A 23,699-nucleotide genomic window follows, 5' to 3' on the forward strand; every position below is an offset into this window, starting at 1 on the left:
GACCATGACGACGACACCGATCAAGGAACTTCCACCTGGACGTCACCGCCTGACGATCGATTCGGACGATCGCGAGCGGGAGTTCTGGGTGTACATTCCGACCCAGGCCCAGCAGCCAGAAGCAGGCTGGCCCCTGGTGTTCGTTTTTCATGGTGGTTTGTCGAATGCCCCGACGATGGTTCGTTTCTGCGAAATGAACGAGTATGCCGATGCAGCGGGGTTCGTGACGGTCTTTCCCAATGGAACCGGCCGCCTGCCCACGATGAAGACCTGGAACGCCGGCATGTGCTGCGGCTACGCCCAGCGCGAAGACGTCAACGACGTTCACTTCGTCGAGTTGCTCTTGGCTGACCTGCCACGGCGAATGGCAATCGATCCGACACGGATCTATTCCACCGGAATGTCCAACGGCGGAATGATGTCTTACCTGCTGGGCGACAAGCTGGCCGATCGGTTTGCGGCCATCGCACCGGTCGGTGGAACGATGGGGAATCCCACATGCAGCCCGAGCCGGCCGGTCCCGCTGATGCATATCCACGGTACCGACGACCAGTTCGTCCGCTGGGAAGGTGGGGTCGGGTCGCGAAGCAAGTCGAAACTCCACTTTCACTCGGTCGACCACGCCATGGAAAACTGGATCGCCGCCAACCGTGCCCAAACGACGCCTTCCATTGAGTCGCTTCCAGTCGAAGTGAATGACGGAACTTCGATCGAGCGTTTCATCTACGCCGCCGATGGGAGTGACTCGGCAGAGGTGGTTCTGCTTAAGGTTCACGGCGGAGGTCATACGTGGCCGGGCAAGGAGAGCCGATTGGAATTGCTCGGGCCGACGACGCGCAATCTCGATGCGAATCAGGCGATCTGGGAATTCTTCCAGCGGCATCGCTTACCCAATTGAACCGCAAAGGAGCCTCGCCATCCGTGGCGAAAGAATCTCTTGGGTTTCACGCGTGTCGCGGTTAGCTTCCCGACAAGGCCTTCTTTGCCGCCTCTTTGGCCGCTTCGTTCTTTTTGCGGCGTAGTTCCTCTTCTTCGATGAGCTCTTTCAGACGCGTCAGTTGAACGTCGGTGAGCACGCTTTTGACTTCATCTTCCATGGCCGCTTCCAACTTGGCGATCTCGAGTTCCAACTTCTTGATCTGAGCCTGGTAACCGTGTTGGATTTTGTAGATTTCTTTCTTTTGGTCTTCGGTGACAATGTCGTTCCAGTGAGCTGGTAGTCGCCCACGTACCTCTTGCTTCGGCTCCGCTTCCTGAGCGGACAGCGTGGAGATGGTAGGGATGGCAACCAGAAGAGCAAGCAGGCCAAACGATGTCAGCAGAGTCGATTTTAGATTCACTGAGGAACCCCCTGTTGGAATTGCTATAGAAAGCCTTCCTGGCAAATGTGGGGGTGCTCCATCACCAAGGAGAGCTGATTCTAATATGCCATCAGAGGGGTATCAAGTTTTTTTCTTCGCGGTCTCAGGCGAGCGCATAAAAAAGGCCAAAAGTAGTCGTTCCGTCGTCTACTTTGGCCTTTTGATCTCACGGGGCCGCGTCCTGCGTCCCGTCCTCCCGGTGTTCGATCAGTATTAGTTATCGTCCTGGTACTACAGAATTCTGGATGGAAAATCTGGTATTTTCGTGCTAGCAGTCACTCCTTTTTCGTCGGCTTATGTCGGCTAGCAAAAAAATGCGGGCAGAATCCCATCCAGGATCTGCCCGCAAGACGCTTTGGCTCAGCTGCAAACCACACTCCCCAGGTAGCTTGGTCGAGCCGGTCGCGTTGGTTCGTGTCGCTTAGTTCAGCGGCAGCAGGGCCTGCAGCGAAGGCATCAGCCGTGCTTCTTTTGCTTCGGGTTGGGCCGGGGTTGGTTCGATGGCAGGAGCCACTTCCGGCACGCTGTGCTGCATCTCTTGTTCGAGGTTGATGATCTCGGTGGCACCGCCGCACGATTCGCAGCCAGGCGACCCACAGCCGCATTGGCCGTAGCTACGGCACTTATTCCAGAAGCCACGCACGTGCATTCCCAGGCAGCTGGTGCAGGCACTTCCGCACCCTTTGACCGGCATGCCGTGGTTGCAGCCGCACATCGGGTAGTCGCCGCAGCAAGGCATCGTCGTTTCCACTTCGCAACCGCACGATGGCTTGGCGAACCAGTGGTAGCGGCTGTGCAGCTTCGTGCGGCAACCATGTCCGCAACGATCGGCACAGTAACCGGCCCACAGGTCGGCACAGCAGCCCATCGAAGGGTGGTGGCAAACGTAACCGCCATGGCCACAGCTGTTGCAGCCGGCAGCACCACAAGCAGCTACGTATTCGCTGCTCGCATGGGCGTGAGTGGTCGGGTAGCTGACCGTCATGGCATCCCAGAGGCCTGCCGAGGCGACTTGAGCTGCCGAAAGAACGACAAAGCACGAAAGGGTAGCAATACGGATCATTTCTTGGTTCCTTACGGTTTGGGAAGTTTAGTGAGGGAGTAATTGTTGCACTGCCGAAACATGCCACGCATTTCACGTTGTGCAAACGCAACATCGAAAAATTTTGCCTCACTGTTTGGGTCTGCCTGGCCCAATTACCGGACGTAGCGGGAATAACCGTCACAGGCGGAACTCTTTCCCGACGAAGGTCAAACTTCGCGATCGATCCGTTAGAATGAAACGACGTTCAAGCTTCCGTTGGACCACACCTTTGGATTGCACGCTTTGTTTCTCTTGGCACAGCTAAAACTGGATCCTGGCTGGCTCTCGGCCCTGGCGTCCCTCTTGATGGGACTCGCAGGGGTAGTGCTGCTGTGGCGGGGGCGTACGGCACTTCAAGGGACGACACTCGTGTTGCCGTGGGCGTGGTCGCTTTTCGCTTGGTCCGCGCTGTGCGGCAGCGAGATCGCGATCGGGTTGATGCATTGGTGGCAAGCGTCCGTCGCCGACGACCAAATTCGCTACCTGGCCGCGATGACCCTCTTTTGTCCGCAGCTTTCGCAGGTAGGTGCAAAGCGTCCGCAGTGGATCGCCTGGCAAGGGGTCGTGGCGATCTTGCTGCTGGTGTTATGGGCCCCCGTCATTCAGGTATGGGCGTTCAACAGCATTGGGCATGTCGCCCCAGGTTGGATCTGGGGAACGTTTCTCGCGGCGCTCGTTCTCGCTGGATTCTTAAACAACTTTCCGACGCGATTCAGTCCCACGGCCCTGTGTCTCGCGATCGCGCAGTTCAACATGACCTACACCTACCTCCCCATGACCACCTCGGAAGTCACCGTAACGGGATCGCTGTTGGCGATGGCCCTGGGGCTAATCGGGATTGGATCGGCGATCCAAGGTGGTTTAGGTTGCCCTGAAAACCTACGCGCCGAGGACCGCGCATGGATCGACTTTCGCGACAGCTTCGGCGCGTTCTGGGCTGCCCGGGTCATGCTGCGCGTGAACGACTCGGCCGCGCGGTACGAATGGGGTTTGTGGCTGAGCTGGAATGGTTTTCACCAGGTCGAAATCGTCGGCTCGCATGCCGACTTCCGCGATGGCGTCCGCGAGGCGCTAATTACGTGCCTAAGAAAGCTGCTAGGTGATTTCGTCGACGAGGCGTGGCTCGACGCAAGACTTCCTCGAGCAAACAACCAGAAGAAAGGGCTCGAGGATATGGAAGCCTGAGTCCTCTCCCCAAAACCAATCCGGGGCGTGATTCGTCTCTCTGGAAAGTTCTCTTATTTATCGTCGACCCGGAGAAAGATCCATGAACAGCCTAACGATTGCATTCTGCTTGCTGCCCCTCCTGGCTCCCGAGACAATCTCCCAGCAGGCAGCCGGCGTTGCACCTCAAGTAGAAACCTCAGCCGTCGAGGTTTCGAAGAAGCCCAAAGCGAAGCCGTCGAAACATGCCGATCGCATCCTGAACATCAACTTCGCAATGGCTCCGGTCGACTCCCAGCCACGCGGCGTGATCGGTGGACCCGGCGACGTGTGGACCTTGATCGACGTCAGGGAAACCACGAAGTCAGGACTTCCGATGGCCAGCGGTACGCCGACGGATGTGGTGCTACAGCTTTCCGAAAACGATGGCGAATGGGGCATCCCAGGCTCGTTTGACGTCTACCACGCCTATCTTTACCACAACTGCCGCTGCGTCGATTTGTCGGTCACGCTGACGTATCTGCCGGAAGGGATCTACGAAGCTTACGTCTTCGCCCACGGGGACGCTCCGGATCAGAACGCGATGATTGAAATCGAATCTGGCGGGATAACCTATACCGGCCAGAAAACGCTGAATGATGGATCGCATCGCTATCGCAGCCGAGATTACGAGGCAGGCAATCAGTACGTGAAGTACACCATCGAGGTGAAGCCCGATTCGCCGGTGGTGATTACCAGTAAACGGGATGGCAGCTCGCTCTCGATGTTCAATGCGATCCAACTGAAGCGACTGCGGGTGAAGTGAGTCTAAGCGGCGGAAGTTACGACAGCTCCGGTTGTTCTCCTCGATCGTGCGGGCTATCGGACAGGTGATCGACGATCCGCCAGAGGTGATATCCTTGACGCCGGATCCACCGCGCCGAGTCGGTGCGTTGGAGCGCCGTTTGGGAGGTGAGTTCTCCGGCGGCCGTATGCTTGAGGATCTCAATACGATACCCTCGCATGCCTGTTTTCAATTCCTGGTTGATCTGCTGGGCGGCGGCCTCGACCTCACTTGCAAAGGGAAGTTCGGCCTGTGCGATTTGGTCGATCATGGTGGTAAGCAGATTGGCCATGGAAGTTAGAGACGAGTCCGCGTGAATTCGTGAGATCCGTTGTGGCTCTTCCAGGCGATTACGAATGCGGTAGAGATGATCCAACACGTGAATGATTCGAGCCAGGTGGCTAAGGGAAACGGCTTGCCCTGGCTGGACTCGCAGCTGGTCCATGAACTCTCGCGTTTTGGACAAGGCGTCGTCGACGTCCGCGAGCTTGCCGGGGTTGGGAGCTGACTCAGGCCTTGCTACTAAATGATGCATTTCCCCCAGCAGCGTTTGCAGCACGTCGTTCACGGTTGCCTGGATGGCTTGCACGGCAAGCTCCGGGGTCGCCAGCAGGCCAGGATCGAGACGTTTGACCAGCGGGTTGCCCTGTTCGGGGAACAGCCACTCGATCAAAGCGGCGAACTTTCCGGTGAATGGCAGGATCAGAATGACCCCCAGCATGTTGAAGCAGGTATGAAAGCTCACCAGTGCCATTTCAGGGTCGGATGTTTCAAAGCCAGGCAGAAGCTTCCCTAAGATCCAGAAGTAGGGAGTCAAGATGAAAAATGCCATCATGCCGGTCATCATGTTGTAAATGACATGGGCGAATCCGGTTCTACGTGCCTGGACGTTTCCCCCAATGGTTGCCACGGCCGCGGTCGCCGTCGTACCGATATCCATCCCGATTACCATGGCCGCGGCCTGGTGCAGGGTCATCGCATCGGCATGAACGGCTGCCAGCGCGGTGGCGACACCGGCGCTCGATGACTGCGTGATCAGCGTGATGACGATCCCCAGCAGCACCAACAGCAGCCGTCCCCCGAGCGTGTCGGCGGGAAAGCTGTCGGGCGTGACGATCCCCTGAAAACCACTCATTCCGTCTTGTAGCGCCGATATGCCGACGAAGATCAACGCGAACCCGGCCAGGGAAGTCCCCAGCCAGCGCAGTTTCCCCTTGGTGAACAGCCGGATCAGTGCCCCCACGAACACCAGCGGCAGAATGATATCGCCGATCTTCCATTTGAAACCGATCAACGCCACCATCCAGCCGGTAATCGTCGTGCCGATGTTAGCACCGAAGATGACCCCCAGGGACTGGGCAAACGTCAACAATCCCACATGCACCAGTCCGACGGCGGCAACGGTCGTCGCACTCGAGGATTGAATGAGCGCCGTCGTCATGGCCCCGGTGAAGACGCCAGAGACCGGGCTGCTGGTCGAACGGGCCAGGATCTTCCGCAGGCGATCATCGGCCAGCGATTTGAGCCCCTCGGTCATGATCGACATGCCGAGCAAGAAAAGTCCGAGGCCCCCTAAGGCTTGTAGAATTTCAGCTCCCATCTTAGCTATTTTCGTCCGAGAGGCACCCTAATGCGAGACGATTTCGTCCGTAGTTATGCGGTGGAACGAACACCAGTCAAGATGTCCTCTTGGTATAGCTTAGGAAGTGAAGATGGCATCATGACCGCGGCAAGTCACCCAAAAATGGGGCCAACTGATTTTCTCCCCCATTCTGCGGCGCACTTCGGTTGCCAAGATGCCCATTCGAATCGATACTTGGAATGTGCAAATATCGTGAATCGATCTTCGTTCTCGGTAAGTAGTTATGAAGAGTACCGAGGGTTGCGGCCTCGGCGAAGACCTCACTGACGCCCCCACGTTGAGACATCGATGACCCAGCAGACGAAAAACGGCGGAGATTCCGCCCCGGAGCTCGACCTGGCAGGGCGATCGGTGGGGGACTACCGCATTCTGCGTCGACTGGGTCGGGGGGCGATGGCTGAGGTCTTTCTGGCCGAACAGCAGAGCCTGAAGCGGAACGTCGCGGTGAAGATCCTGATGCCGGAATTGGCCAAAGATCAGGCCTACGTCCGCCGCTTTCATCGCGAAGCTCAGGCCGCCGCGGCCCTAACCCACGCCAACATCGTGCAGATCTACGAAGTGGGTAATTCGGACGGAATTCATTTCATCGCCCAGGAATACGTGCCGGGTCAGAATCTCAAGCAGCTACTCAACAAGCAGGGCACCCTCGAAGTGAAGCTGGTTGGGGCCATTCTCCGCCAGGTGGGTGCGGCCCTGTACAAAGCGGCAGAGCAGGGGATCGTCCACCGTGACATCAAGCCCGAGAATATTCTGATCACGGCAACCGGCGAAGTGAAAGTCGCCGACTTCGGCCTGGCCCGCGTCATTGCCCCCGGAGCCGACGGAATGAACCTGACCCAGGTCGGCATCACGATGGGCACGCCCCTCTACATGAGCCCGGAGCAGGCCGAGGGGAAATCGCTCGACCAGCGAAGCGACATCTATTCGCTGGGAGTAACGTGTTATCAACTGCTCGCCGGACGACCTCCGTTCGAAGGGGACAACCCGCTGACCGTCGCCGTGAAGCACTTGAACACCGAGCCTGAACGACTGGAAAAGGTACGCGGTGGTGTTCCCCCAGCTTTGGCCCGGGTGATCCACAAGATGCTGGCTAAGAAGCCGGAGGATCGCTACCAAAGTTCCTCGGAACTGTTGCGTGAGCTGCGCGAGGTGCAGAAGTCGCTCGGAAGCGATGCGTTCGGCAGCGATCCTTCCGATTGGTCGATCGCCGAACTGGCCTCCCTGTCGGAAATTCGCAGCAGCGGAATTCAGGAACTGTCCGACGTGATGAAGACTTCCGCCGTTACCGTCTATCGCCGCCCTTCTTGGGGCAAGCGGACGGTGATGATTGGTGGCCTGGTGCTGGTTTGCCTGATCTTTGGCGTGGCGCTCGCGCTGGCGTCGAAGCAGGCCAACCTTCTGGATATTCCTCCCGAACAGCAGGCCGAGCTGCTACCCAAGCTGGGGCGAACGGCACAAGAGCAATTCGACTTCGCGATGTTCAAGAATAAGAATCTTGGCCAGGACCAACGTCCCGAGTTCTTCGCCAGCGTTTATCGCAATTTCCCGATGGATCAAAGCGAAGAGAACCGCGTCTGGGGGCTCAAAGCAATGAAGCAGGAAGCCGTGCTGCTGATGAACCATGGCCGCGAACAGGATGCGCTGCGCGTCTTTGATCGCATGGCTCAGCAGCAAGATATCTATGTCGAAGCCAAGGCGTTTGGCTTCGCCGGCAAGGCGATCTGTCTGAAGCAGTTGAACCGAATCCCCGAGGCCGAACAGGCCACGGCGGATGCGTCTCGTACCGAGTACTTAAACGTGCTACGAGAAGCTGACCCCGAGTTCGCCGCGATGTTTGAAACGATTCGCGGCCAGTTGACCGGGCAGACCTAGGCTCCGTTGGACCAATCGTTCTGGTTTCGGCCGTCGAACTTAATGCCGCTGGACTGCGTCGGGCTGCATCGCCGAATCTAGAGGATTCGCCTGCTTCGTCCTCCTTGCCATCCACATCGATTCGAGCGGCTTCGGACCGACGATCGATTTATCAAACGAAGCCTAATCTTCCAGCGCGACCTCACAAAGGACGTCGAGCATCGCTTCGATCGATGCCAGCGCCGCCGACTCATCCGGCGTGTGATATCCGGTGGTGGGTACCTGCAGCGTGGCTCCTTGAATGGCTCCTTCCGAAGCGAGTACGACGCGTCCTAGTTCCGTGCTGCCCAGTGAAGAGGGGGACTTTCCTTCCGCGACGCGGGTTTCATTCTGCCGAGCGATGTACTCGTCCTTGAAGAGATAGCGGATGCCGTACTTCTGGCACGCCAATTCCAGCTTGTTGACGACCGTCGGATTGAAGACCGCATTGGCGTCGCGTCTTCGCAGGACGACCTGCTGCGCGTCGGCCGTGGCGATGTCGGGAAAGGGGCTGGTATCGAGTACCAACAGGTCCTGCGTTTCGATGCCACAGCGGCGGAACCATTCCAGCAGAAATCGCCAACTTCGGCCTGCTTCTTCCTGGGCGGTAAACAGGACGGTGCCTTGGAAACCGTGGCGGAACAAGTAGACCAGCATCGCCGTGGTGAGGACGTTGTCGAGTTGAGCGGATACCCGGCTGTAGTTGACCGTCAGACGGTCTTGATAAGCGACCGGCGTGCCAGGCAGCACATGGTCGAGCCCTTCCACCTCGAAGACCAGGTTCCCACGTCGTTCGCACAGGTACGACCGCTTGATGGTTCCCTTGCCCAGATAGGTTCCGCTCCACGGGACGTAGGCCTGGACGAAACGTTCGTGAAAGCGTTCGGCAATGGTCTGAAACGTTTGCTCGGAAACGGAGTCCCCTAACAGGTCCCCCCGGTTGCGGGCTACGAATGCCGCGTACTGAAACTCATTCGGCCCGGTACATATCAATCCGTGCCGATCGACGTGGGCCGAGATGTGCATGTAATCAGGCCGCGAGCCGCTGGCGACCAGCAGCCCTTCGTACAAGGTGACCTTGGCGTGGGTTTCTTCCAGTTCACGCTGCAGATAGCGGAAGAAAGCGTGCTCGGAGCCAACCACCGACGGATGACGTACAAGCTGTTTCAGGATATCCAGGAAATCATCGAGGTCAGACTTGGTCACGGCATGAATTCATCAGGCAAGTCGAAATGATCAAAGGGAGAATCTCCGCGCTTAGTGTAGTTACTTCTCCTACCTAAATGGAAGAGCAAGGCCGCAAAGTGTTCACCTCGGAAGGCCGCGACCGGTGAATTTTCTTTGCCCTTTGTGCAGAACGTGAGGATAATGAACGGGTAGTATTCTTTTTCCTGGGAGATGTCGCCGTGCGTACCCTTTCGATCATGGTTGGTCTGGCGCTATTGGTCGCCGCGAGTAGCGTCGAAGCTCAAGGGCTTGGGCAGTATCAATATAAGAGCCGCAGCAACATCTCCGTGGGTCGGGGTGGCTATGCCGACGTGACCAGCCCTGGGTGGAACTCGGGGCGGTACTCAGGCGGATATCATCACGGCGGCGATCATAACCACCATCACCACGGCAACCACGGATACGGATATGGCTATGGTTATCCCTATTACGGTAGTTACTGGGGGGGAACCAGCCTGTCGATTGGTTTCGGCTTGCCTCCGGCGTATGGCACGTACAGTTTCTACAACCCAGGTTATCCCTATGGGTACGGTTACTCGAGCTTGTACCCATACGGAACGTACTACCGCCCCAGCGATCAGTACCTGGAGTACTACCTGCCCCCCACCGAACCAGCTGAACTGAACTATGGCCCCCAGGCCATGAAGCAGTTCATGGGGCTGCCGCGTGATTTCGCGATCGAACCTCAGCGAACGGGGCAGTTCGAGTCGCTGGTTACCCCGGTTCCCAGTCCTTTGCGAATTGAAGCGGCCAAGCCGGTGGCCATCGAGCAGCCGACCGAGCAAGCGATCGAGCGCGCCGAGCATTTCATTCAAGCAGGCGACAACCTCTTTCAGCAGCAACGTTACCAGGAAGCACTCGGTCGCTACAAAGATGCCGTGGCCGCCGCGCCTGGCTATGCCGAAGGGCACCTTCGCAAGGGGCTCGCCTACCTGGCGACCAACCGACCCGATGAGGCGGTCGATGCGATTGAGCTGGCGATTCAACAGAATCCAGAGATCGCGGGGACCAGCCTGACGTTGGATGCTTTGCTGGGAAATAACGGCCTGGCGAAGACCTCCATCATTGAAGCCAATGCTCGCCGCGCAGTGACCGACCCGCAGAATCCAGAATATCTCTTCTGCGTGGGAGTGCTGCTCTTTTTCGATGGGGACAAAGACCGTGCCCTGCAGTGTTTTCAGGCAGCCCGGCAAGCGGGAGGAGATGCGGACGACATCGATGCTTTCGAAAAGTATCTTCATCCAACGGTCACAAACCCCACGGGTTTGGACATTTAGATTGGTGTTTCCCCATCGCAATTCGCATCGTCTGTGATTGGCGCACGCGATTTTCTGCCGAATAATCGATGGTTTCCCGCGAATAGTACGGGAGGCGGAAGGTGCCGCTAACTTGGGCGGCATGCCTGTTTGAATATCGATCGATGCCACTGAGGAGATTGGCTCTATGAAGATTGGAAAGCTTTTATTGGTTCTGTGTGCCCTGGCGGTGCCGTTTACGTTGAGCGGCTGCAACACGGCGAAGACCGACACCGCTGGCAACGGCGAACATGTCGATGATCACGGACACGACCACGGTGAAGATGGCCACAGCCATGGCGAAGAAGGGCACAGTCACGAACTGGGCCCGCATGGCGGCCACCTGATCGAACTGGGTGGCGAAAAGTACCACCTGGAATGGGAACATGACGACGAAGCGAAGGTCCTGACTTTCTACGTGCTGGATGGCGACGCCAAAAAGGACGTGCCTATTGCCGACGAGAACATCAAGATCACCATTGCCGTCGGTGAAGACAAGAAGGAATTCGAAGTCCCTGCCGTTCGCGCTGAAGGTGAAGACAAGACGGCCAAGTTCGAAACGAAAGACGCCGACTTGTTCGCCCTGGTGACGGCCGATGAAGCCAAGGCCACGGTGACCCTGGAAATCGAAGGGACCCCCTTCGAAGGCGAAATCGAGCACCACGCTCACTAATCGTTGCGATTCGTCTAGGTCAAGAAATGAAAAACGCGATGCCTGCAGGCATCGCGTTTTTTCGTGGTGATTTGCATGGGTTGGCTATCGTCCCGAAGCTGCCCAGGCCGCGGCCAGTTGCGAGGGAGTCATGTTGAACGCCGACTGGAACGCTTCGTCGAAGTTGGTTCCCTTTCGCAGCGAATTCATCATGGCATCGTAAGAATTGCCGCGTCCCATGATTGCTTTCATGAACGCGTAGCTGGCAATCGAGGCCTGATCGGGCGACAGCCGGTTCATCACGAAGTCGTCCGGCTTGCTCATCGAACCCAAGGCCGACTCGATCTGGTTATCCCATTCAACGACTCGTGGGTCCTTCTTACTCATGCGTGAAGCCACGACTCGTCCGGCTCCTTCGGCAAACCAATCGGGCACCGTTCCATTGCCCAGCGAAGCAATGTGACTCGACGCGATCAGCTGGCCGAGAAGAACCTCCAGGTCGTACTCGCCATCGGAAGGGACTTGAATCGAGCCGTAGGCGTCGGTCACGTTGTAGCGATAGTGTCCCTTCCAGTCGGCTGGCAGGTCACGACGTTCGATCATGTTGCCGAACTCGGCGTAGTCGTATCGCTTCTGGAAGAAATACAGCGTCATCTTTCCTTTAACCAGCGGCGTCGTCGTCGGGATCTTCAAGATGGTTCGCACCTTGTCGGCGGCTTTGTCGGCGTCGGCGACAAGCTCTTGCAAGGTAGCTTGACCCATCGTTCCGTAGGCCAGGAAGTTCGTCGAATCGACCTTGGCTGACTGTACGTTCGGCATGCCCAGGTCCCACATCTGCTGACTGCTTTCGGCCCGCATCGCGGCGAGTTGTTCGTGGGTTGCCTTCTTGGCCAGAGCGATCTGATTGATTCGCATCATCGAATCGTCGTTGGGCGATTCGCCGTCGAACTTACCCCCTTCGCGAATCCAAGTTTCGATCTTGGCGATCTGCTCGCCCGTCAGGGGTGGGCCGTTGCGGGGCATCCGCCCATTGCCGGTCGCTTTGATCAAGCGGACGATCATGCTGTCTTCCGGCTTGCCAGGCACAAATGGGGCACCGCTGTCACCCCCGCGGATGAAGCGGGCAAAGTTGTCCATGCCCAGGCCGCCAGGCGGGTTGTTTCCGCTGTGGCAATTAACGCAGCGGTTGGCCAGTACGCCAGCGACATCCAGCCCGAAGCTGACCTGTTCGTTCCCTGTCGCGGCAGCGACTTCCAGTTCCATCATCGCGGCTGGGTTGGCGGCACCTGCCTGGTTGATCGGGGCCTTAGGGTCGAGGCCGTCGTATTTGGCCCCTTCCTTCACCCAAGTCTTCAGGGCGGTAAGTTCCGGTGGGCGAACGCTGCCGCCACCACGCGGCATGTCGCCGGTTTCGATCGTCTCGATCAAGCGGCTACCAATATCGTCGCCGGGGAAAATCACCTTGCCAGCGGCTGGTCCTTGCATCAATGCTTCGAAGGTATTCGCGCTGAAACCACCTCGGCTGCCGGTCACGTGGCAGTTACCGCAGCGAGCAATCAGGATCGGAGCAACATGCTTGGTGAAGCTGATGTTTGCGGTTGGAAAGGTCGTCGGCAGAGGAGCGGGTGCCGGAGCCGGCGTACCAGGAACAGCGGGATCGTTGGCCATCATCATTGGGGATGGAGCCATCGCGGAGGCCGTCAGCGGTTTGAGCGTGTATCCTTCCAGCTCCAGCAAGCCGTGGGAAATCGCCAGGCTCTCGGCCAGGTCTTGCAGTTCCTGGGTCACTTCCGCGTCGCCAGCAGTACCGAGCTTCTCCATCCGCGATTGAATATCGCGAACCAATTCCACCGATTCGGCAATCATGCCTCGTTTGAGGAAGTTGGAAGTCTTGCGGATGTCGAGCTTCAACGCCTGAAGCTGCAGTCGCTGCTCTTCATCCGGGGCAGCATGAATGTTCGAGACGAACAATCCACTGAGCAGAACGACGATGGCCGTGGTCGTGATGGAGGGGAATTTAGTCAAGGTTCGACCCTGTGAGACAACGGTGAGCGAGTTGAATAAGGAAGCATCGATATTACATGCCATGGTAGCGAGAACCGCGAACCGATGCATTAGGAATGAACGCCGCAAGCGCGAAAATGTACCCACGATCGCCCCTAAACGAAACGTTCAGAACCCTAAGCTACAGCCAGAACGCTACTTACGGCTAATGGCCCTAAAAGCATAGCATGTTTTCGCTTAGGTATGATGATGGCGGCGAACCACCTTTTTCGCGGCGCGATCGGCCATTTGCTTTCGTCGCGTCGGACGGTAGCCGTACTCGATCGCGAACCATTCGGCGTAGCGCTCTCGGGCGAGGTAATTGTTATTCCGCGTGTCGAGCAGATGCCCGAGTTCGTGAATCAGGACATTGTTCAGGTAGAAATCGCGGATCGTGTCCTCGGTCCACTCCAAACGCCAGAAACCATCCTCGTCTTCCTCCCAGACGGCGCCGAACATCTTGGCTTCGACCACTTGCTCGGGACGCGGAGGATGAGGGAAATACTCGATGAGCGATTCATCCATTGGGTAGAGGTAAATCGCCGCACCCCACTGCATGCCGTAACATGGGAAGCTCAGCTTCTTTTTGGTCAGCCGGCTCAGTTGGACGACTTCCAGACCTCCGATCATCCACTCGGGAAGTTCACTTAGACGCGAACGAATCTCGTCTTCGGTCAAAATATGGACAAAGCCTTCGCCGGGCGACTGGTAGATGAACTTGTAGTTCGAGCCGGTATTGCCGGTTGGTTCGTGCCAATCTTCCGGCGGCACGAAATACCCACCACATTCGGCCGTCCGACCCGATTCTCCGACACGGCGACGAGACGCTTGCGTCGACAAACGAAAATCGCGCGACGCGACTTTCGTCTTCGCTACTTTCGTATGCGTGATGCCTCGGTGCGACATGCGTGCCATGGAATTCTCTGCGTTAGGCCTGTCGAGCGATCCTTCTCGGGGCGCTCATGGTGTCGATCGTGGTCGGTCTTCCTGCGACATGCGGAACCGCGAATTCCATTTCAGGTTTAGGAACCAGTCAGCCGCTGTTCGGGCTCTTTGTTCTTCTACCTTATCCTACGTCGCGGTCCGAGCAGTTTTCAAGCGATTTTGTTAAGTCGCTTTGTAGAAAAGACTTAGGTTCTTGCTGGCGCTGCCCGGACAGCACCGGGAGACTCAAGAGACAGGCCGAATCAGCTCTGTCAATACACCTCTATAGGGTGGTTTTCTAGGCGAAGACGCGGGGGCGTTTCGTCGAGTGTTCCCAACGACTTTCCAGGTTGCCCTTTTGCGGATCGATCGGTTCCGAGTTTTCTTCCGCGGTTTGATAGCTGATGGCAATGAGAATGCCAATCAACATGAACAACACGGCAACCACGATCCAGATGATGACAGGCACCCCTTGGACAGCAGAATTGAGATCGATCGAATCTCCCAAACCTGGCTGAGAAGCCACTCGTCGCTTCTTGGCCTCGGCCGCCTGGCGTTCCTCGGCCTGTTGCTTGAGTTCCGCGGAAGAGATCAAAAGCGAACCACCAACATCGCTTGTTGGGACATCCATCGCGAATGGGTCGTCCTCAAATTCCTGAGAATCAAACAACGAGGAACCGGAAGAAGACAGGGGATCGCTCAACGGGATGCTGGCGTCGTCTTCATCGTCGAGTGCCTTGGCCACCGGCAGCGATTCGCTGCCGCGGGACGGGCGCCGCGCGGGATTGGGACGCTGCGAGGTATCGTTGGACCGATCGGCCACGGTATCGCCGATCGCCGGATCGAAATTGCTGGACGAAGGGGATTCCCGCATGTCGGGAGGAAGTAGATCGTCTACCTCGTACGACGAGCCTCCGCCACTACCGCCACCACGCTGATGACTCGACTGATGCGCGGCCCTAGACCGATTGGCGGCCTCTTGGGCGGCGGTGGTAAGGATGGCCGAACCCGGCTTTTCGTCGACATGGGTCGGCTCTTTACCGCGAGATTCCATCCACGCACGAAGCTCGAAAGCAACTTCCGAGGCGTTTGTGTAGCGATCCTCCGGCTGCTTGGCGATCATCTTCTCGCAGATCCGCTGCAGAGACGGAGGGCAGTTGGGACGCGATTTCTTGATCGGATCGGGCATCACGCTCTGATGCTTGGCGATTCGCTGGGCCAGACTTCCTTCGGGAAATGGAGGATGTCCGGTCAGGAGGTAATATAAGGAACAGCCCAGGCTGTAAATGTCGGCACGATGGTCGACCTTGTGGCTATTGACCGCCTGTTCCGGAGCAAGGTAATCGGCCGTTCCCAGGACGTTTTCTTCGTGAGCAATGGTTAGCGAAGCGCTATCGTCCTGCTTGATGCGGGCCAAGCCCATATCCAGAATCTTGACGACGCCCCGGTCGTCCAGCAGTAGGTTGGCCGGTTTCACGTCTCGGTGAACCACCCCTTTGTCGTGGGCGTGCTGAAGTCCGTCGGCGGCCTGGGCGATATAGTCTGCTGCCGCTTCAAAAGGAACCGGACCACTTTCTCGCACGATTTGCTGCAGGTCGGCGCCAGGGACGTACTCCATCACGATGTAATGGGTGTTGTCTTCGTTGTCGACGTCGAATGCCCGAACAATGTTCGGGTGATCGAGATGAGCGGCTGCCTGGGCTTCTAAATGGAAGCGAGCCAGGTACGAGGCATCATTCACGCGTCGGCGGGGAAGGACCTTGATCGCCACTTTGCGATTCATCAAGATATGTTCCGCCAGGTAGACGCTACTCATCCCGCCGGTGCCTAAGTGCTTCAGTAGTCGATACTTCGAGAGGAAGAACCCCTTGTATTTGCCATTGCGAAGCTTCTCGCAGTGCCAAGTGGTAAGCAGGTGCTTCTCGACGAAGTGCTTTTGCAGGGCATCCAAATCTTCCGGCAGTTTTCCGTCGTTGGAAGCGCGGAGTTCCTCCACGACCTGCTCCAAAGCAGACGATTCGACGAGCTTGCTCTTACTGATCAGCTCGATAAATCGATTGGAATCAACAACTGTTGGCATACCAATCCGAAATGATGCGGTCACGGAGCGTCCCAACTACCGTAGAAGTGCTTTACTTCGCGAGCTGTTGAGACGAAAATTCCCTACTGAAGGGAAAGTCATTAGACTGATTCAGAGTATAGACTAACAGAGACATATTGCTCGAAACAACAATCTCTGGCAATTTTCACAGGTTTGCCCCCCGCGGAAATCTTCCCCTCTGCGAAAGGGTAAAATCGAATCCCTACACGCGTTCGTAGTGGTCCATGGCGAGTGGGATGCAAGCGGCCTTCAACGAATCTTAATAAGGTGATAGTTCGGTGAGTTCCGATTCCCCTCCACATTACGATGCTCGGATTGTCATCTACACGCGACAAGGGTGCCACTGTTGTGAAAGCGCCGAGGCAATCGTCCGCAAATTCGTGTCGGACATTACGTTAGTCGATATCGACAGCGATTCGGAACTAACGCAGAAATTTAATACCTCGGTCCCCGTGGTCGAAATAAATGGCAAAGTTCGCTTTCGCGGCAAAGTTTCACCGATGCTGCTGGAGCGGACCCTCAAGGCCGAAGCCAGGCAAGTCGCCGGGCCGGCATCCTGAGCCATTCTTTCTCGCGCATATTTCCTGGGTTTAGGTGATCTGAATTGCCCTCTCTCGCTCGCTCTCGCCCCGATTTCTTGATTGTTGGTGGGGGGGTGATCGGTCTTTCCATTGCCTACGAATTGGCGGGAAAGGGACGCCAGGTGTTGCTGGTCGAAAAGGGGCAATTGGGACGCGAGGCCTCGTGGGCCGGGGCTGGTCTGTTACCACCCGCCAACGAAAAAGAGGCCTGGGATCCGCAGGAACAACTCCGCGGTCTCAGCCATCGGCTGTTTCCTGAGTGGTCGGCCCGGCTGAAAGCGGAGACGCGGATCGATAACGAGTTTGAGATCAGCGGCGGACTGTACCTGGCCCGCGACCCCGGCGAGGCCGCTTCGCTGCGCATGGCTTGTGTGCATTATGAAGAGGAAGGGGTGGAAGTCCAGCGGCTCGATCCCGCTCAACTCGCCGTGCGTTTTCCCCACTTGCAGTCGAGCCAGTCGATTCGGGACGCCGTATTTCTACCGGGCGAAGCGGTCGTGCGTAATCCGCGGCATCTCCAGGCACTCGTGCAAGGATGCCGCAGCCGAGGCGTTCGCTTTCTCGAAAACACCGAGATCACCCGCTGGCAGTTTCAAGGAGAACGGCTTACCTCGGTCGAGGCGCATGGCGAAGAGATTTCGCCTGGAGCGTGTTGCCTGGCGACCGGGGCCTGGTCGCAGTTGTTGACCGATCAGGTTCTCGACCGAGGGAACTTCTCCGGCCGAATGCAGCGACCCGAGATCGAGCCGATCCGAGGTCAGCTTGTCCTGCTGGATGCGGGAGAGCGGTTCTTCTCGTCGCCGATCAACGAAGGGGTCCGTTACATTGTGCCCCGGCGGGATGGGCTGGTGCTGGTGGGGGCAACCGTCGAAGAAGTCGGCTTCGATAAATCGAACACTCCGGAAGCGATCGAAGACCTCACCCAGTTTGCCAGGCAGTGGGTACCTCGGCTGGAGGACGCCAAGCGCGTGAAAGCGTGGTCCGGCCTGCGTCCGGCCAGCGTCGATCGCATTCCTTATTTAGGGCAATTGCCAGGCATGGCGAACGTCTATTTGGCCGCAGGCCATTATCGCAGCGGTTTGCATCTTTCTCCGGCGACCGCCACGGTCATGAGCCAATTGATGTGCGGTGAGAAACCGCAAATCGATCTGCATCCCTTCCGCGTGAATCGCGCGTAGCCTGCGGTTACGAAACCGTCGCGGCACCCCACATGCGACGCACTTGGGCAGTGATCGTCGCCGCGGCTTCGTCGAGTGAGAACTGACGATCGACATTGCCGGCCAGGTAGGCGACCTTATTCATGCCGTACACATCCGAGGTCGCTTCGTCTTGTCCCAGAACATAACCGCCGGCTGCTTTGATTTCGCCGCAGCCGTCCGAGCCATCGCGCCCCATGCCGGTCATGATGACCCCCAGCAGTCGATCCTGATAAACCTTCACGGCTGACGACATCATCACGTCGACCGAAGGGCGGTGACCGCTGACGAAGTCGCCATCACGCACAAGCAGCTTGCCTCCCTTGGCACCGTTGCGGACGATTTCCAGATGCTTGCCGCCGGGTGCCAGGTAGGCATGCCCTGGCAGAAGGACGTCGCCCGTTTCGGCTTCTTTCACGTTGACCCGCGAGAGGGAATTCAAACGGTTGGCAAACGCCTTGGTAAAGTTGGCCGGCATGTGCTGAACGATAACGAGCGGTGGAAGGCTGTCGGGCAACACCTCGAGCATCGAGGCCAACGCAGGAGGGCCGCCGGTCGAGATTCCCAATGCAATGCACTTATCGGATACCGGAAGTTTCTCAGTGGAAATGGGCTGGGGAACCGGTTTCGTTTCATTGGAAAGACCGAGCTTATCGCGACGTTCTTTTCGCTTCTGCGCGCGCTCACGACGCATCGTCAGAACCTTATTAACGTCGGTGTTGCCAACCATGCGAATTCGACGGATGAGTTCGGTTCGCAGGATGGTCTCCGCTTCTTTCAGCCCTTCCGGCTTCGCGATATAGTCGATCGCACCGCGGTCGAGTGCTTCAAGCGTGATCTGTCCGCCAAGTTGGGTCGTGGCGCTGACCATAATGACGGGGATCGCTTGCTCGGAGAGAATCGCATCGAGCGTTTCCAGCCCATCCATTTTGGGCATCTGAACATCCAACGTGATCAAGTCCGGCTTTAAGCTGCGCGCAAGTCGGACTGCCTCTTTTCCGTCGGAAGCCGTCGCGATCACTTCGATATCGGACGTTTCTTCCAGCAGATCAGAGATCAATGTCTGGATCAGTTTCGAGTCGTCAACTACAAGTACGCGCAGTGTGCGTTGGACCATTATCTCGCCCCAAGTCTATGGTGCCATTTCCGTTTCAAAAACATAAGGAAGAGCCACACTTGATATACCGCGCTCATATTTCCTCGGGAAACCTTAGGTCATGCCAGTCCGAGGGGAGCGGTGGCTTGCTGGAAACCACATCGATTTTTCTCCATTGCCAGGTCTTGTCAGAGCGAAAAGCCAATTCTTCCTTATAATCGTTACCAGTGGCCGTCGCGCAGAGCGAACGAAGCCCGATATTCTCGCAACCTTCCCTTCATAGCAGAGGCCAGCGGATGGCAGTGGAATCGCCTGCCCGGATCGTGATTGTTGGAGCCGGATCGATTGGCATCGAAGCCGCCTTGTACGCCCGATTTCTCGGGTACAAGGTAACCGTCCTTGATTCCGGCGACGTGGGTGCTCATCTACGAAAGTGGGGACACGTCCGCATGTTCACGCCGTTTCGCGACAATTGCACCAAGTTGGGCAAGTCGGCCCTGGCCGCCCAGCATCAAGATCTTTCGCTGCCGTTGGGGGATCAATACGTCACGGCGGGCCAGTATCTGGAGCAATACCTTCAACCGCTGGCCGAGAGCGATCTGGTCGCCGATTGCGTGAAACGGCACCACACGGTGCTTTCCATCGCGAGAAGCTCGCAGACCAAGACCGAAAACTATGGCCAACCCGCGCGAAGCGAGACTCCCCTGGTGACCCTGGCCAAAGACGAGCAAGGGCACGAGTACGTCTTTGAAAGCGATATCGTCCTGGACTGCAGCGGCGTGGGGGCTCAGCCCAACTTCATCGGCGGCGGCGGTAGTCCCGCGGTTGGGGAACTGGCGGCTCGTCCTTACTTGGAAACCGGGCTGATCGATGCCAAAGGGAAAGACGCCAAGCATTACGCCAATCAGCAAATCCTGGTGATTGGGGCAGGACACTCCGCGGCAACCAACATTTGCCAGCTGAGTTTATTGGCCCGAGAAACACTCGAAACGCATGTAACCTGGGTAACCCGCGAGGGGAAAGCCGACGGGCAATGCGGACCAGTGGCCGTGATCGAGGATGATGTGCTTCCGCAGCGGAAGCGTATGGCGGTCGAAGCGAATCGGCTTCTGGTCGACGAGAATGGGCATCTCGACCACTGGCCAGAAACGACGGTGAAATCGATTCACTACGAACCTCAGAACAATCACTTTCATGTGACGCTGGACGGGAAGCACTCCGGCGTCCATACGTTTGATCGAGTGGTGGCCAACGTGGGCTACCGGCCCAATCTCGAGATGCTGCACGAATTGCAACTCGACCTGTGCCCCAACACCGAAGGCACCAAGAGCCTGATTCAACCGGAACCGAACTTCTACATCCTGGGCTCGAAGAGCTACGGAAGAGACTCAAGCTATCTCCACGGCAACGGGCTCGATCAAATTCGCCGCGTCTTCGCGATCATCGGCGGCCGAGAGAGCCTCGATCTCTACGCCGAACCTCCCAGCAGCTCGAATCAGGCGTAAGCTACACGCGATATCCATTTCGCAACGTCTACCTGCTGAGTGGACTATAGCCCTGCTATCACGCTTTTTGTGGTCAAAGTTTGGTCAATCTTGTTGCAAGCTTCTTCCAAGACACATGGAAAGAGCCAGTTTCCCTCGGGAAAATCAGGGAAAACTCGCAAGTTTAGCGCCAACCATTTCTTTCATAACTGCGTACAGCTTGGCGTGCATTGGGCCGATTGATCTCGTATATTACGGAGATTGTCATGCCTGATGTTTCTTGAGAGAGTGCCCCACATCGAATCAACGAAGGCCTGAAGATGAGTTTGCCTGCCGTAGCGAAATCGATTTTTGGAATGCTGCTGCTGACGCTGGTTTTGGTAGGAAACCTGCCTGCCGAGCCGGTTGATGGCGACGCACAACAGGCCATTCGTCGGTGGATTCGGCAGCTCGATGCAGATCGTTACGCCGAGCGACAACAGGCCGCCGACGAATTGGCCAAACTCGGTAAGGAAGCCATTCCCGCGATCGAGAAAGCCGCCCTGACTGGTACCGGCGAAGTTGCCAGCCGTTCGGTCGATCTGCTGAAAGGGTTTGCGAGTTCTCCTGATGAGGAAACATCGTCGCTCGCTTACTCCTCTCTCAAGCGTCTGGCAGCCAGCGGCAACCAGACCGCCGGCTACATCGCCGAGGAAGCGATCCAACAACTTAAGCGAAAGCTGGGCCCCAATCGAATCGCGGATGGCCAGCCGGAACTGCCACCAGTGCTTCCTCCCGGCAACTTCAATCGCTCGGTACGAATCTCGAACGATTTCAATGGCGCGAAGATGATCGACGTCACCGAGAACGGCGAGCGTGTCGTCGCTCGAACGATGCCCGGCGGACGCGTGAGCGTGACCTGGCATCTGCCCGGCGGCGAGCAGCGGACGGTTGAGGCCGAAAGCATCGACAAGTTGCAAGAGCAAGACCAACAAGCGTTCGCCAAGTTTCAAGAGCTGAACAAGATCGCCGATGCCGGCCCCCGAAACCTGCCAGGCATGCGGGATCTACCCCGCGTCCATATCCGCGTGCCCCGCGGTGTTGAAGGACTGGATCCGTTCGCGGAGATGGACCAACGGATGGAAGCGCTCCGAGCCCGGCACGAGCAGTTCGTCAAGGAAATGAACGAAAACATTCAAGGTCGACGTCTGCCGCCCCAAGCGGAAAACCCGCGTACCAGGGGCAACGAAAAGCAGTTGGAAGAAGTCCGCCAGCGACTGTCCGACATGCTCAAGCGTCTGGAAAACTCCGACGCCGACGCGATCGATCATCTCGACTTGAAACGACTCGACGAAGCCCTGAAGCGAATCGAAACAACGACCGATGCGTCGTAGTCAATTCTCTTCGTCGGCAACCCTGTCTTGAGGAAGCAGCACGCGCCACTGTACGCGTGCTGTTTGCGTTTCCGGCATGGTCACCTCGTACGTCCGATCAGGTAGCGAGGCCAGAAAGTTCTGCACGACCTGGTCGGCCGTCTCCTTCGTACCCCGAACGATCAACACGATGGGACGGTCTGATTCCGAATGGTAACGATACCGGGGCGTTGCTTCGCCTGCGCGGGTATACGTCAGGCCGAAGTGTTCCCCTTCGTGTTCGGGAAGCGAATAAATCGATTCAATGGGAAGCTGCGCGTACGCTTCCCAGCGCTGCATGAACGGCGGCAGACGCTTGTTGGGCCGCCCCAGGATATCTGTCTCGATTAGTCCCGAGGCAATCAGCACGTCAGTTGGCTCGAGATTGCTTTCCAACTGTTGGGATACGGCCTGGGTGACTGTCCGCCAATCTTCTCCCCGCATGGGGCCTAAAGATTGAGGGGTTCGCAGTCCCAGGGCAATCACCACCGAAACCACCACTCCGCCAATCCGCCACGCAGCCGCCGGGACCAGCGAAGCGAGGCTCGCCAAAAGGAGCGGGATGATCGTTTCCGACGAGATCAAATAGCGGCCAAAGAAGAGTGCCGCCAGTCCCGTCGCGGTTGTCAGCCAGGCAATGGCGATCGGCAGGAAAACGATCCCCCCGGTCAGCACCGCTCGTTTCGCTTCCGCCGACCAGCCGCGAGCGAACATCGTTGCCGTAATGATCACCGGCACGAGTGCGGCCAATGCGGTTCCCCATCGCGTCCATTCATTCCGCGAGGTCGCTGTGATGAACTGGGCCCAGTTCTCGCGGCGCTGAAAGATGCCGGCCAGGTGCGGCATGGCAATCAAAACGCCAATCGCCACGCAGCCGGCTGCCTTGAGCAGATGTTGCCGCTTCAGCTCACTATCGGCCAGCGCGAGCATCAGTCCGGCCAGGCAAACGGAAAACAGTAGCGTACTGTAATGCAAATAAAAGCTGCCAATAGTCAGCACGACTAACCAGATCCAGTCACTCCGGCGATCATACTGCAGGATCTGCCATGCGAGCAGTACCTGTAGTACGGCGACAACTTGTACAAACCCATAGACGCGGGCTTCGGTCGCGAAGAAGATCCAATCGATATCGACGGCCGCGATCATGCCACACGCGATGGCAACCCAAACGTCGCGCGTCCAGCGGTGGGCGATCATCGTGATCAGCCCGACGCTAAGCATGCCGCCAACCAGCGAAGGCAACCGGAGCGACCACTCGTGCAGCCCGGTCAGCTGGGTCCACCCCCAAACGATCAGAAAGTAGAGCGATGCCTGGTTCCCCATCGCGGCCCGCCAGGGGACGTCTTGAACGCCATCCGAGACGACCCATGCCGTGTGCAGTTCATCGACCCACAAGCTCTCGTCGATCGACGGCAGTCGCAGAACCAGGGCCACCAGCGCGATGCCAAGTCCCAGCAGCGCACTGGTCTTCCAGGAAAGCGGGGCAGGGGACGGGTTGGGCTCGTTGGTATTCACGCCGACTGATTCTAATCGGCTGGCGTTTTCAAACTAGAGCCTGCCATGGCGAAGTTCACAATCCGGTCCCCTCTCCACCGTCTGCGCACAGAGAGGGTAGGGTGAGGGGGCATGTTCTTGGTGTGAAGTAAATAGCTGACAGGGGTTCGATGTCACTCCCAAACTTCAAACCAGGGGTGGCCCAGATTCGTTGGGCGATGTTAGGCAAAGGTCGCTCATTAAACCCTTAC

19 protein-coding genes are annotated in these 23,699 nt (G+C 57.6%); 10 read left to right on the top strand and 9 right to left on the bottom strand.

Translation table 11 applies throughout. The features are described from left to right. Window positions 1-4: 4 nt before the first annotated feature. Window positions 5-898 (top strand): extracellular catalytic domain type 1 short-chain-length polyhydroxyalkanoate depolymerase, encoded by an 894-nt coding sequence (locus Pan97_RS04780; protein ID WP_165698613.1) that lies wholly within the window; start codon window positions 5-7, stop codon window positions 896-898. Between the two features lie 61 nt (window positions 899-959). On the opposite strand, the gene Pan97_RS04785 is transcribed toward Pan97_RS04780, so the two are convergent. Both Pan97_RS04785 and Pan97_RS04790 read right to left on the bottom strand, forming a co-directional pair. Then, on the bottom strand, window positions 960-1,340 hold the full coding sequence (locus Pan97_RS04785; RefSeq protein ID WP_144970995.1) for a hypothetical protein: 381 nt from the start codon (window positions 1,338-1,340) through the stop codon (window positions 960-962). A 442-nt stretch (window positions 1,341-1,782) separates the two neighbouring features. Continuing rightward, window positions 1,783-2,424 (bottom strand): hypothetical protein, encoded by a 642-nt coding sequence (locus Pan97_RS04790; RefSeq protein ID WP_144970996.1) that lies wholly within the window; start codon window positions 2,422-2,424, stop codon window positions 1,783-1,785. Window positions 2,425-2,697: 273 nt separating this feature from the next. On the opposite strand from Pan97_RS04790, the gene Pan97_RS04795 reads away from it, so the two are divergent. Together Pan97_RS04795 and Pan97_RS04800 are read left to right on the top strand one after the other, a co-directional pair. Next, complete coding sequence (locus Pan97_RS04795) at window positions 2,698-3,630, top strand: hypothetical protein (protein WP_144970997.1); 933 nt, start codon at window positions 2,698-2,700, stop codon at window positions 3,628-3,630. An 82-nt stretch (window positions 3,631-3,712) separates the two neighbouring features. Then, window positions 3,713-4,414 (top strand): hypothetical protein, encoded by a 702-nt coding sequence (locus tag Pan97_RS04800; protein WP_144970998.1) that lies wholly within the window; start codon window positions 3,713-3,715, stop codon window positions 4,412-4,414. A gap of 16 nt (window positions 4,415-4,430) precedes the next feature. On the opposite strand, the gene Pan97_RS04805 is transcribed toward Pan97_RS04800, so the two are convergent. Then, entirely contained in the window at window positions 4,431-6,032 is a 1,602-nt protein-coding gene (locus Pan97_RS04805; RefSeq protein WP_144970999.1) for a Na/Pi cotransporter family protein, read from the bottom strand. A 330-nt stretch (window positions 6,033-6,362) separates the two neighbouring features. On the opposite strand from Pan97_RS04805, the gene Pan97_RS04810 reads away from it, so the two are divergent. Beyond that, complete coding sequence (locus Pan97_RS04810) at window positions 6,363-7,946, top strand: serine/threonine protein kinase (protein ID WP_144971000.1); 1,584 nt, start codon at window positions 6,363-6,365, stop codon at window positions 7,944-7,946. Window positions 7,947-8,108: 162 nt separating this feature from the next. Here the strand turns inward: Pan97_RS04810 and Pan97_RS04815 are convergent, their stop codons facing one another. Beyond that, the gene (locus Pan97_RS04815; RefSeq protein WP_174819538.1) at window positions 8,109-9,170 is read right to left on the bottom strand and encodes a peptidase M42; all 1,062 of its coding nucleotides are present in this window, start codon (window positions 9,168-9,170) and stop codon (window positions 8,109-8,111) included. A 200-nt stretch (window positions 9,171-9,370) separates the two neighbouring features. Between Pan97_RS04815 and Pan97_RS04820 the strand changes: the two genes are divergently transcribed. After that, window positions 9,371-10,468, top strand: coding sequence for a tetratricopeptide repeat protein (locus Pan97_RS04820; RefSeq protein WP_144971002.1), 1,098 nt, complete (start codon window positions 9,371-9,373; stop codon window positions 10,466-10,468). Between the two features lie 166 nt (window positions 10,469-10,634). Further along, window positions 10,635-11,159, top strand: a complete 525-nt coding sequence (locus Pan97_RS04825; protein ID WP_144971003.1) for a hypothetical protein — start codon at window positions 10,635-10,637, stop codon at window positions 11,157-11,159. Between the two features lie 84 nt (window positions 11,160-11,243). Here Pan97_RS04825 and Pan97_RS04830 read toward each other — a convergent pair whose 3' ends face one another. The 3 genes from Pan97_RS04830 to Pan97_RS04840 all read right to left on the bottom strand — a co-directional run bounded on the left by Pan97_RS04830 (window position 11,244) and on the right by Pan97_RS04840 (window position 16,185). Then, entirely contained in the window at window positions 11,244-13,163 is a 1,920-nt protein-coding gene (locus Pan97_RS04830) for a c-type cytochrome domain-containing protein (RefSeq protein ID WP_165698614.1), read from the bottom strand. A gap of 216 nt (window positions 13,164-13,379) precedes the next feature. After that, window positions 13,380-14,096, bottom strand: coding sequence for a hypothetical protein (locus Pan97_RS04835; protein ID WP_144971005.1), 717 nt, complete (start codon window positions 14,094-14,096; stop codon window positions 13,380-13,382). A 307-nt stretch (window positions 14,097-14,403) separates the two neighbouring features. Beyond that, window positions 14,404-16,185 (bottom strand): serine/threonine protein kinase, encoded by a 1,782-nt coding sequence (locus Pan97_RS04840; RefSeq protein WP_144971006.1) that lies wholly within the window; start codon window positions 16,183-16,185, stop codon window positions 14,404-14,406. Between the two features lie 299 nt (window positions 16,186-16,484). Between Pan97_RS04840 and Pan97_RS04845 the strand changes: the two genes are divergently transcribed. Both Pan97_RS04845 and thiO read left to right on the top strand, forming a co-directional pair. Further along, window positions 16,485-16,766 carry a glutaredoxin family protein gene (locus Pan97_RS04845; protein ID WP_144971007.1) on the top strand — a complete coding sequence of 94 codons (282 nt, stop codon included), beginning with the start codon at window positions 16,485-16,487 and terminating at the stop codon, window positions 16,764-16,766. Between the two features lie 44 nt (window positions 16,767-16,810). Further along, window positions 16,811-17,965 carry a glycine oxidase ThiO gene (gene thiO, locus Pan97_RS04850; protein ID WP_144971008.1) on the top strand — a complete coding sequence of 385 codons (1,155 nt, stop codon included), beginning with the start codon at window positions 16,811-16,813 and terminating at the stop codon, window positions 17,963-17,965. A 7-nt stretch (window positions 17,966-17,972) separates the two neighbouring features. Here thiO and Pan97_RS04855 read toward each other — a convergent pair whose 3' ends face one another. After that, window positions 17,973-19,100: a protein-glutamate methylesterase/protein-glutamine glutaminase gene (locus tag Pan97_RS04855; RefSeq protein ID WP_144971009.1), complete on the bottom strand. Its 1,128-nt coding sequence runs from the start codon at window positions 19,098-19,100 to the stop codon at window positions 17,973-17,975. Window positions 19,101-19,306: 206 nt separating this feature from the next. Here Pan97_RS04855 and Pan97_RS04860 point away from each other — a divergent pair, with 206 nt between their 5' ends. Then, the gene (locus tag Pan97_RS04860) at window positions 19,307-20,584 is read left to right on the top strand and encodes an NAD(P)-binding domain-containing protein (RefSeq protein ID WP_391529979.1); all 1,278 of its coding nucleotides are present in this window, start codon (window positions 19,307-19,309) and stop codon (window positions 20,582-20,584) included. A gap of 299 nt (window positions 20,585-20,883) precedes the next feature. Beyond that, window positions 20,884-21,936, top strand: a complete 1,053-nt coding sequence (locus Pan97_RS04865) for a hypothetical protein (RefSeq protein ID WP_144971011.1) — start codon at window positions 20,884-20,886, stop codon at window positions 21,934-21,936. Here Pan97_RS04865 and Pan97_RS04870 read toward each other — a convergent pair whose 3' ends face one another. Then, window positions 21,937-23,469: a glycosyltransferase family protein gene (locus Pan97_RS04870; RefSeq protein ID WP_144971012.1), complete on the bottom strand. Its 1,533-nt coding sequence runs from the start codon at window positions 23,467-23,469 to the stop codon at window positions 21,937-21,939. Window positions 23,470-23,699: the final 230 nt, after the last annotated feature.

Origin of the sequence: Bremerella volcania (assembly GCF_007748115.1) — a bacterium.
GTDB classification, from domain to species: domain Bacteria; phylum Planctomycetota; class Planctomycetia; order Pirellulales; family Pirellulaceae; genus Bremerella; species Bremerella volcania.

Excerpts from the sequence above, each read along its gene's own strand:
- Pan97_RS04780 (WP_165698613.1), top strand. The coding sequence starts at position 5 with ATGACGACGACACCGATCAAGGAACTTCCACCTGGACGTCACCGCCTG.
- Pan97_RS04790 (WP_144970996.1), bottom strand. The coding sequence starts at position 2,424 with ATGATCCGTATTGCTACCCTTTCGTGCTTTGTCGTTCTTTCGGCAGCT.
- Pan97_RS04800 (WP_144970998.1), top strand. The coding sequence starts at position 3,713 with ATGAACAGCCTAACGATTGCATTCTGCTTGCTGCCCCTCCTGGCTCCC.
- Pan97_RS04805 (WP_144970999.1), bottom strand. The coding sequence starts at position 6,032 with ATGGGAGCTGAAATTCTACAAGCCTTAGGGGGCCTCGGACTTTTCTTG.
- Pan97_RS04810 (WP_144971000.1), top strand. The coding sequence starts at position 6,363 with ATGACCCAGCAGACGAAAAACGGCGGAGATTCCGCCCCGGAGCTCGAC.
- Pan97_RS04825 (WP_144971003.1), top strand. The coding sequence starts at position 10,635 with ATGAAGATTGGAAAGCTTTTATTGGTTCTGTGTGCCCTGGCGGTGCCG.
- Pan97_RS04835 (WP_144971005.1), bottom strand. The coding sequence starts at position 14,096 with ATGGCACGCATGTCGCACCGAGGCATCACGCATACGAAAGTAGCGAAG.
- Pan97_RS04840 (WP_144971006.1), bottom strand. The coding sequence starts at position 16,185 with ATGCCAACAGTTGTTGATTCCAATCGATTTATCGAGCTGATCAGTAAG.
- Pan97_RS04855 (WP_144971009.1), bottom strand. The coding sequence starts at position 19,100 with ATGGTCCAACGCACACTGCGCGTACTTGTAGTTGACGACTCGAAACTG.
- Pan97_RS04865 (WP_144971011.1), top strand. The coding sequence starts at position 20,884 with ATGAGTTTGCCTGCCGTAGCGAAATCGATTTTTGGAATGCTGCTGCTG.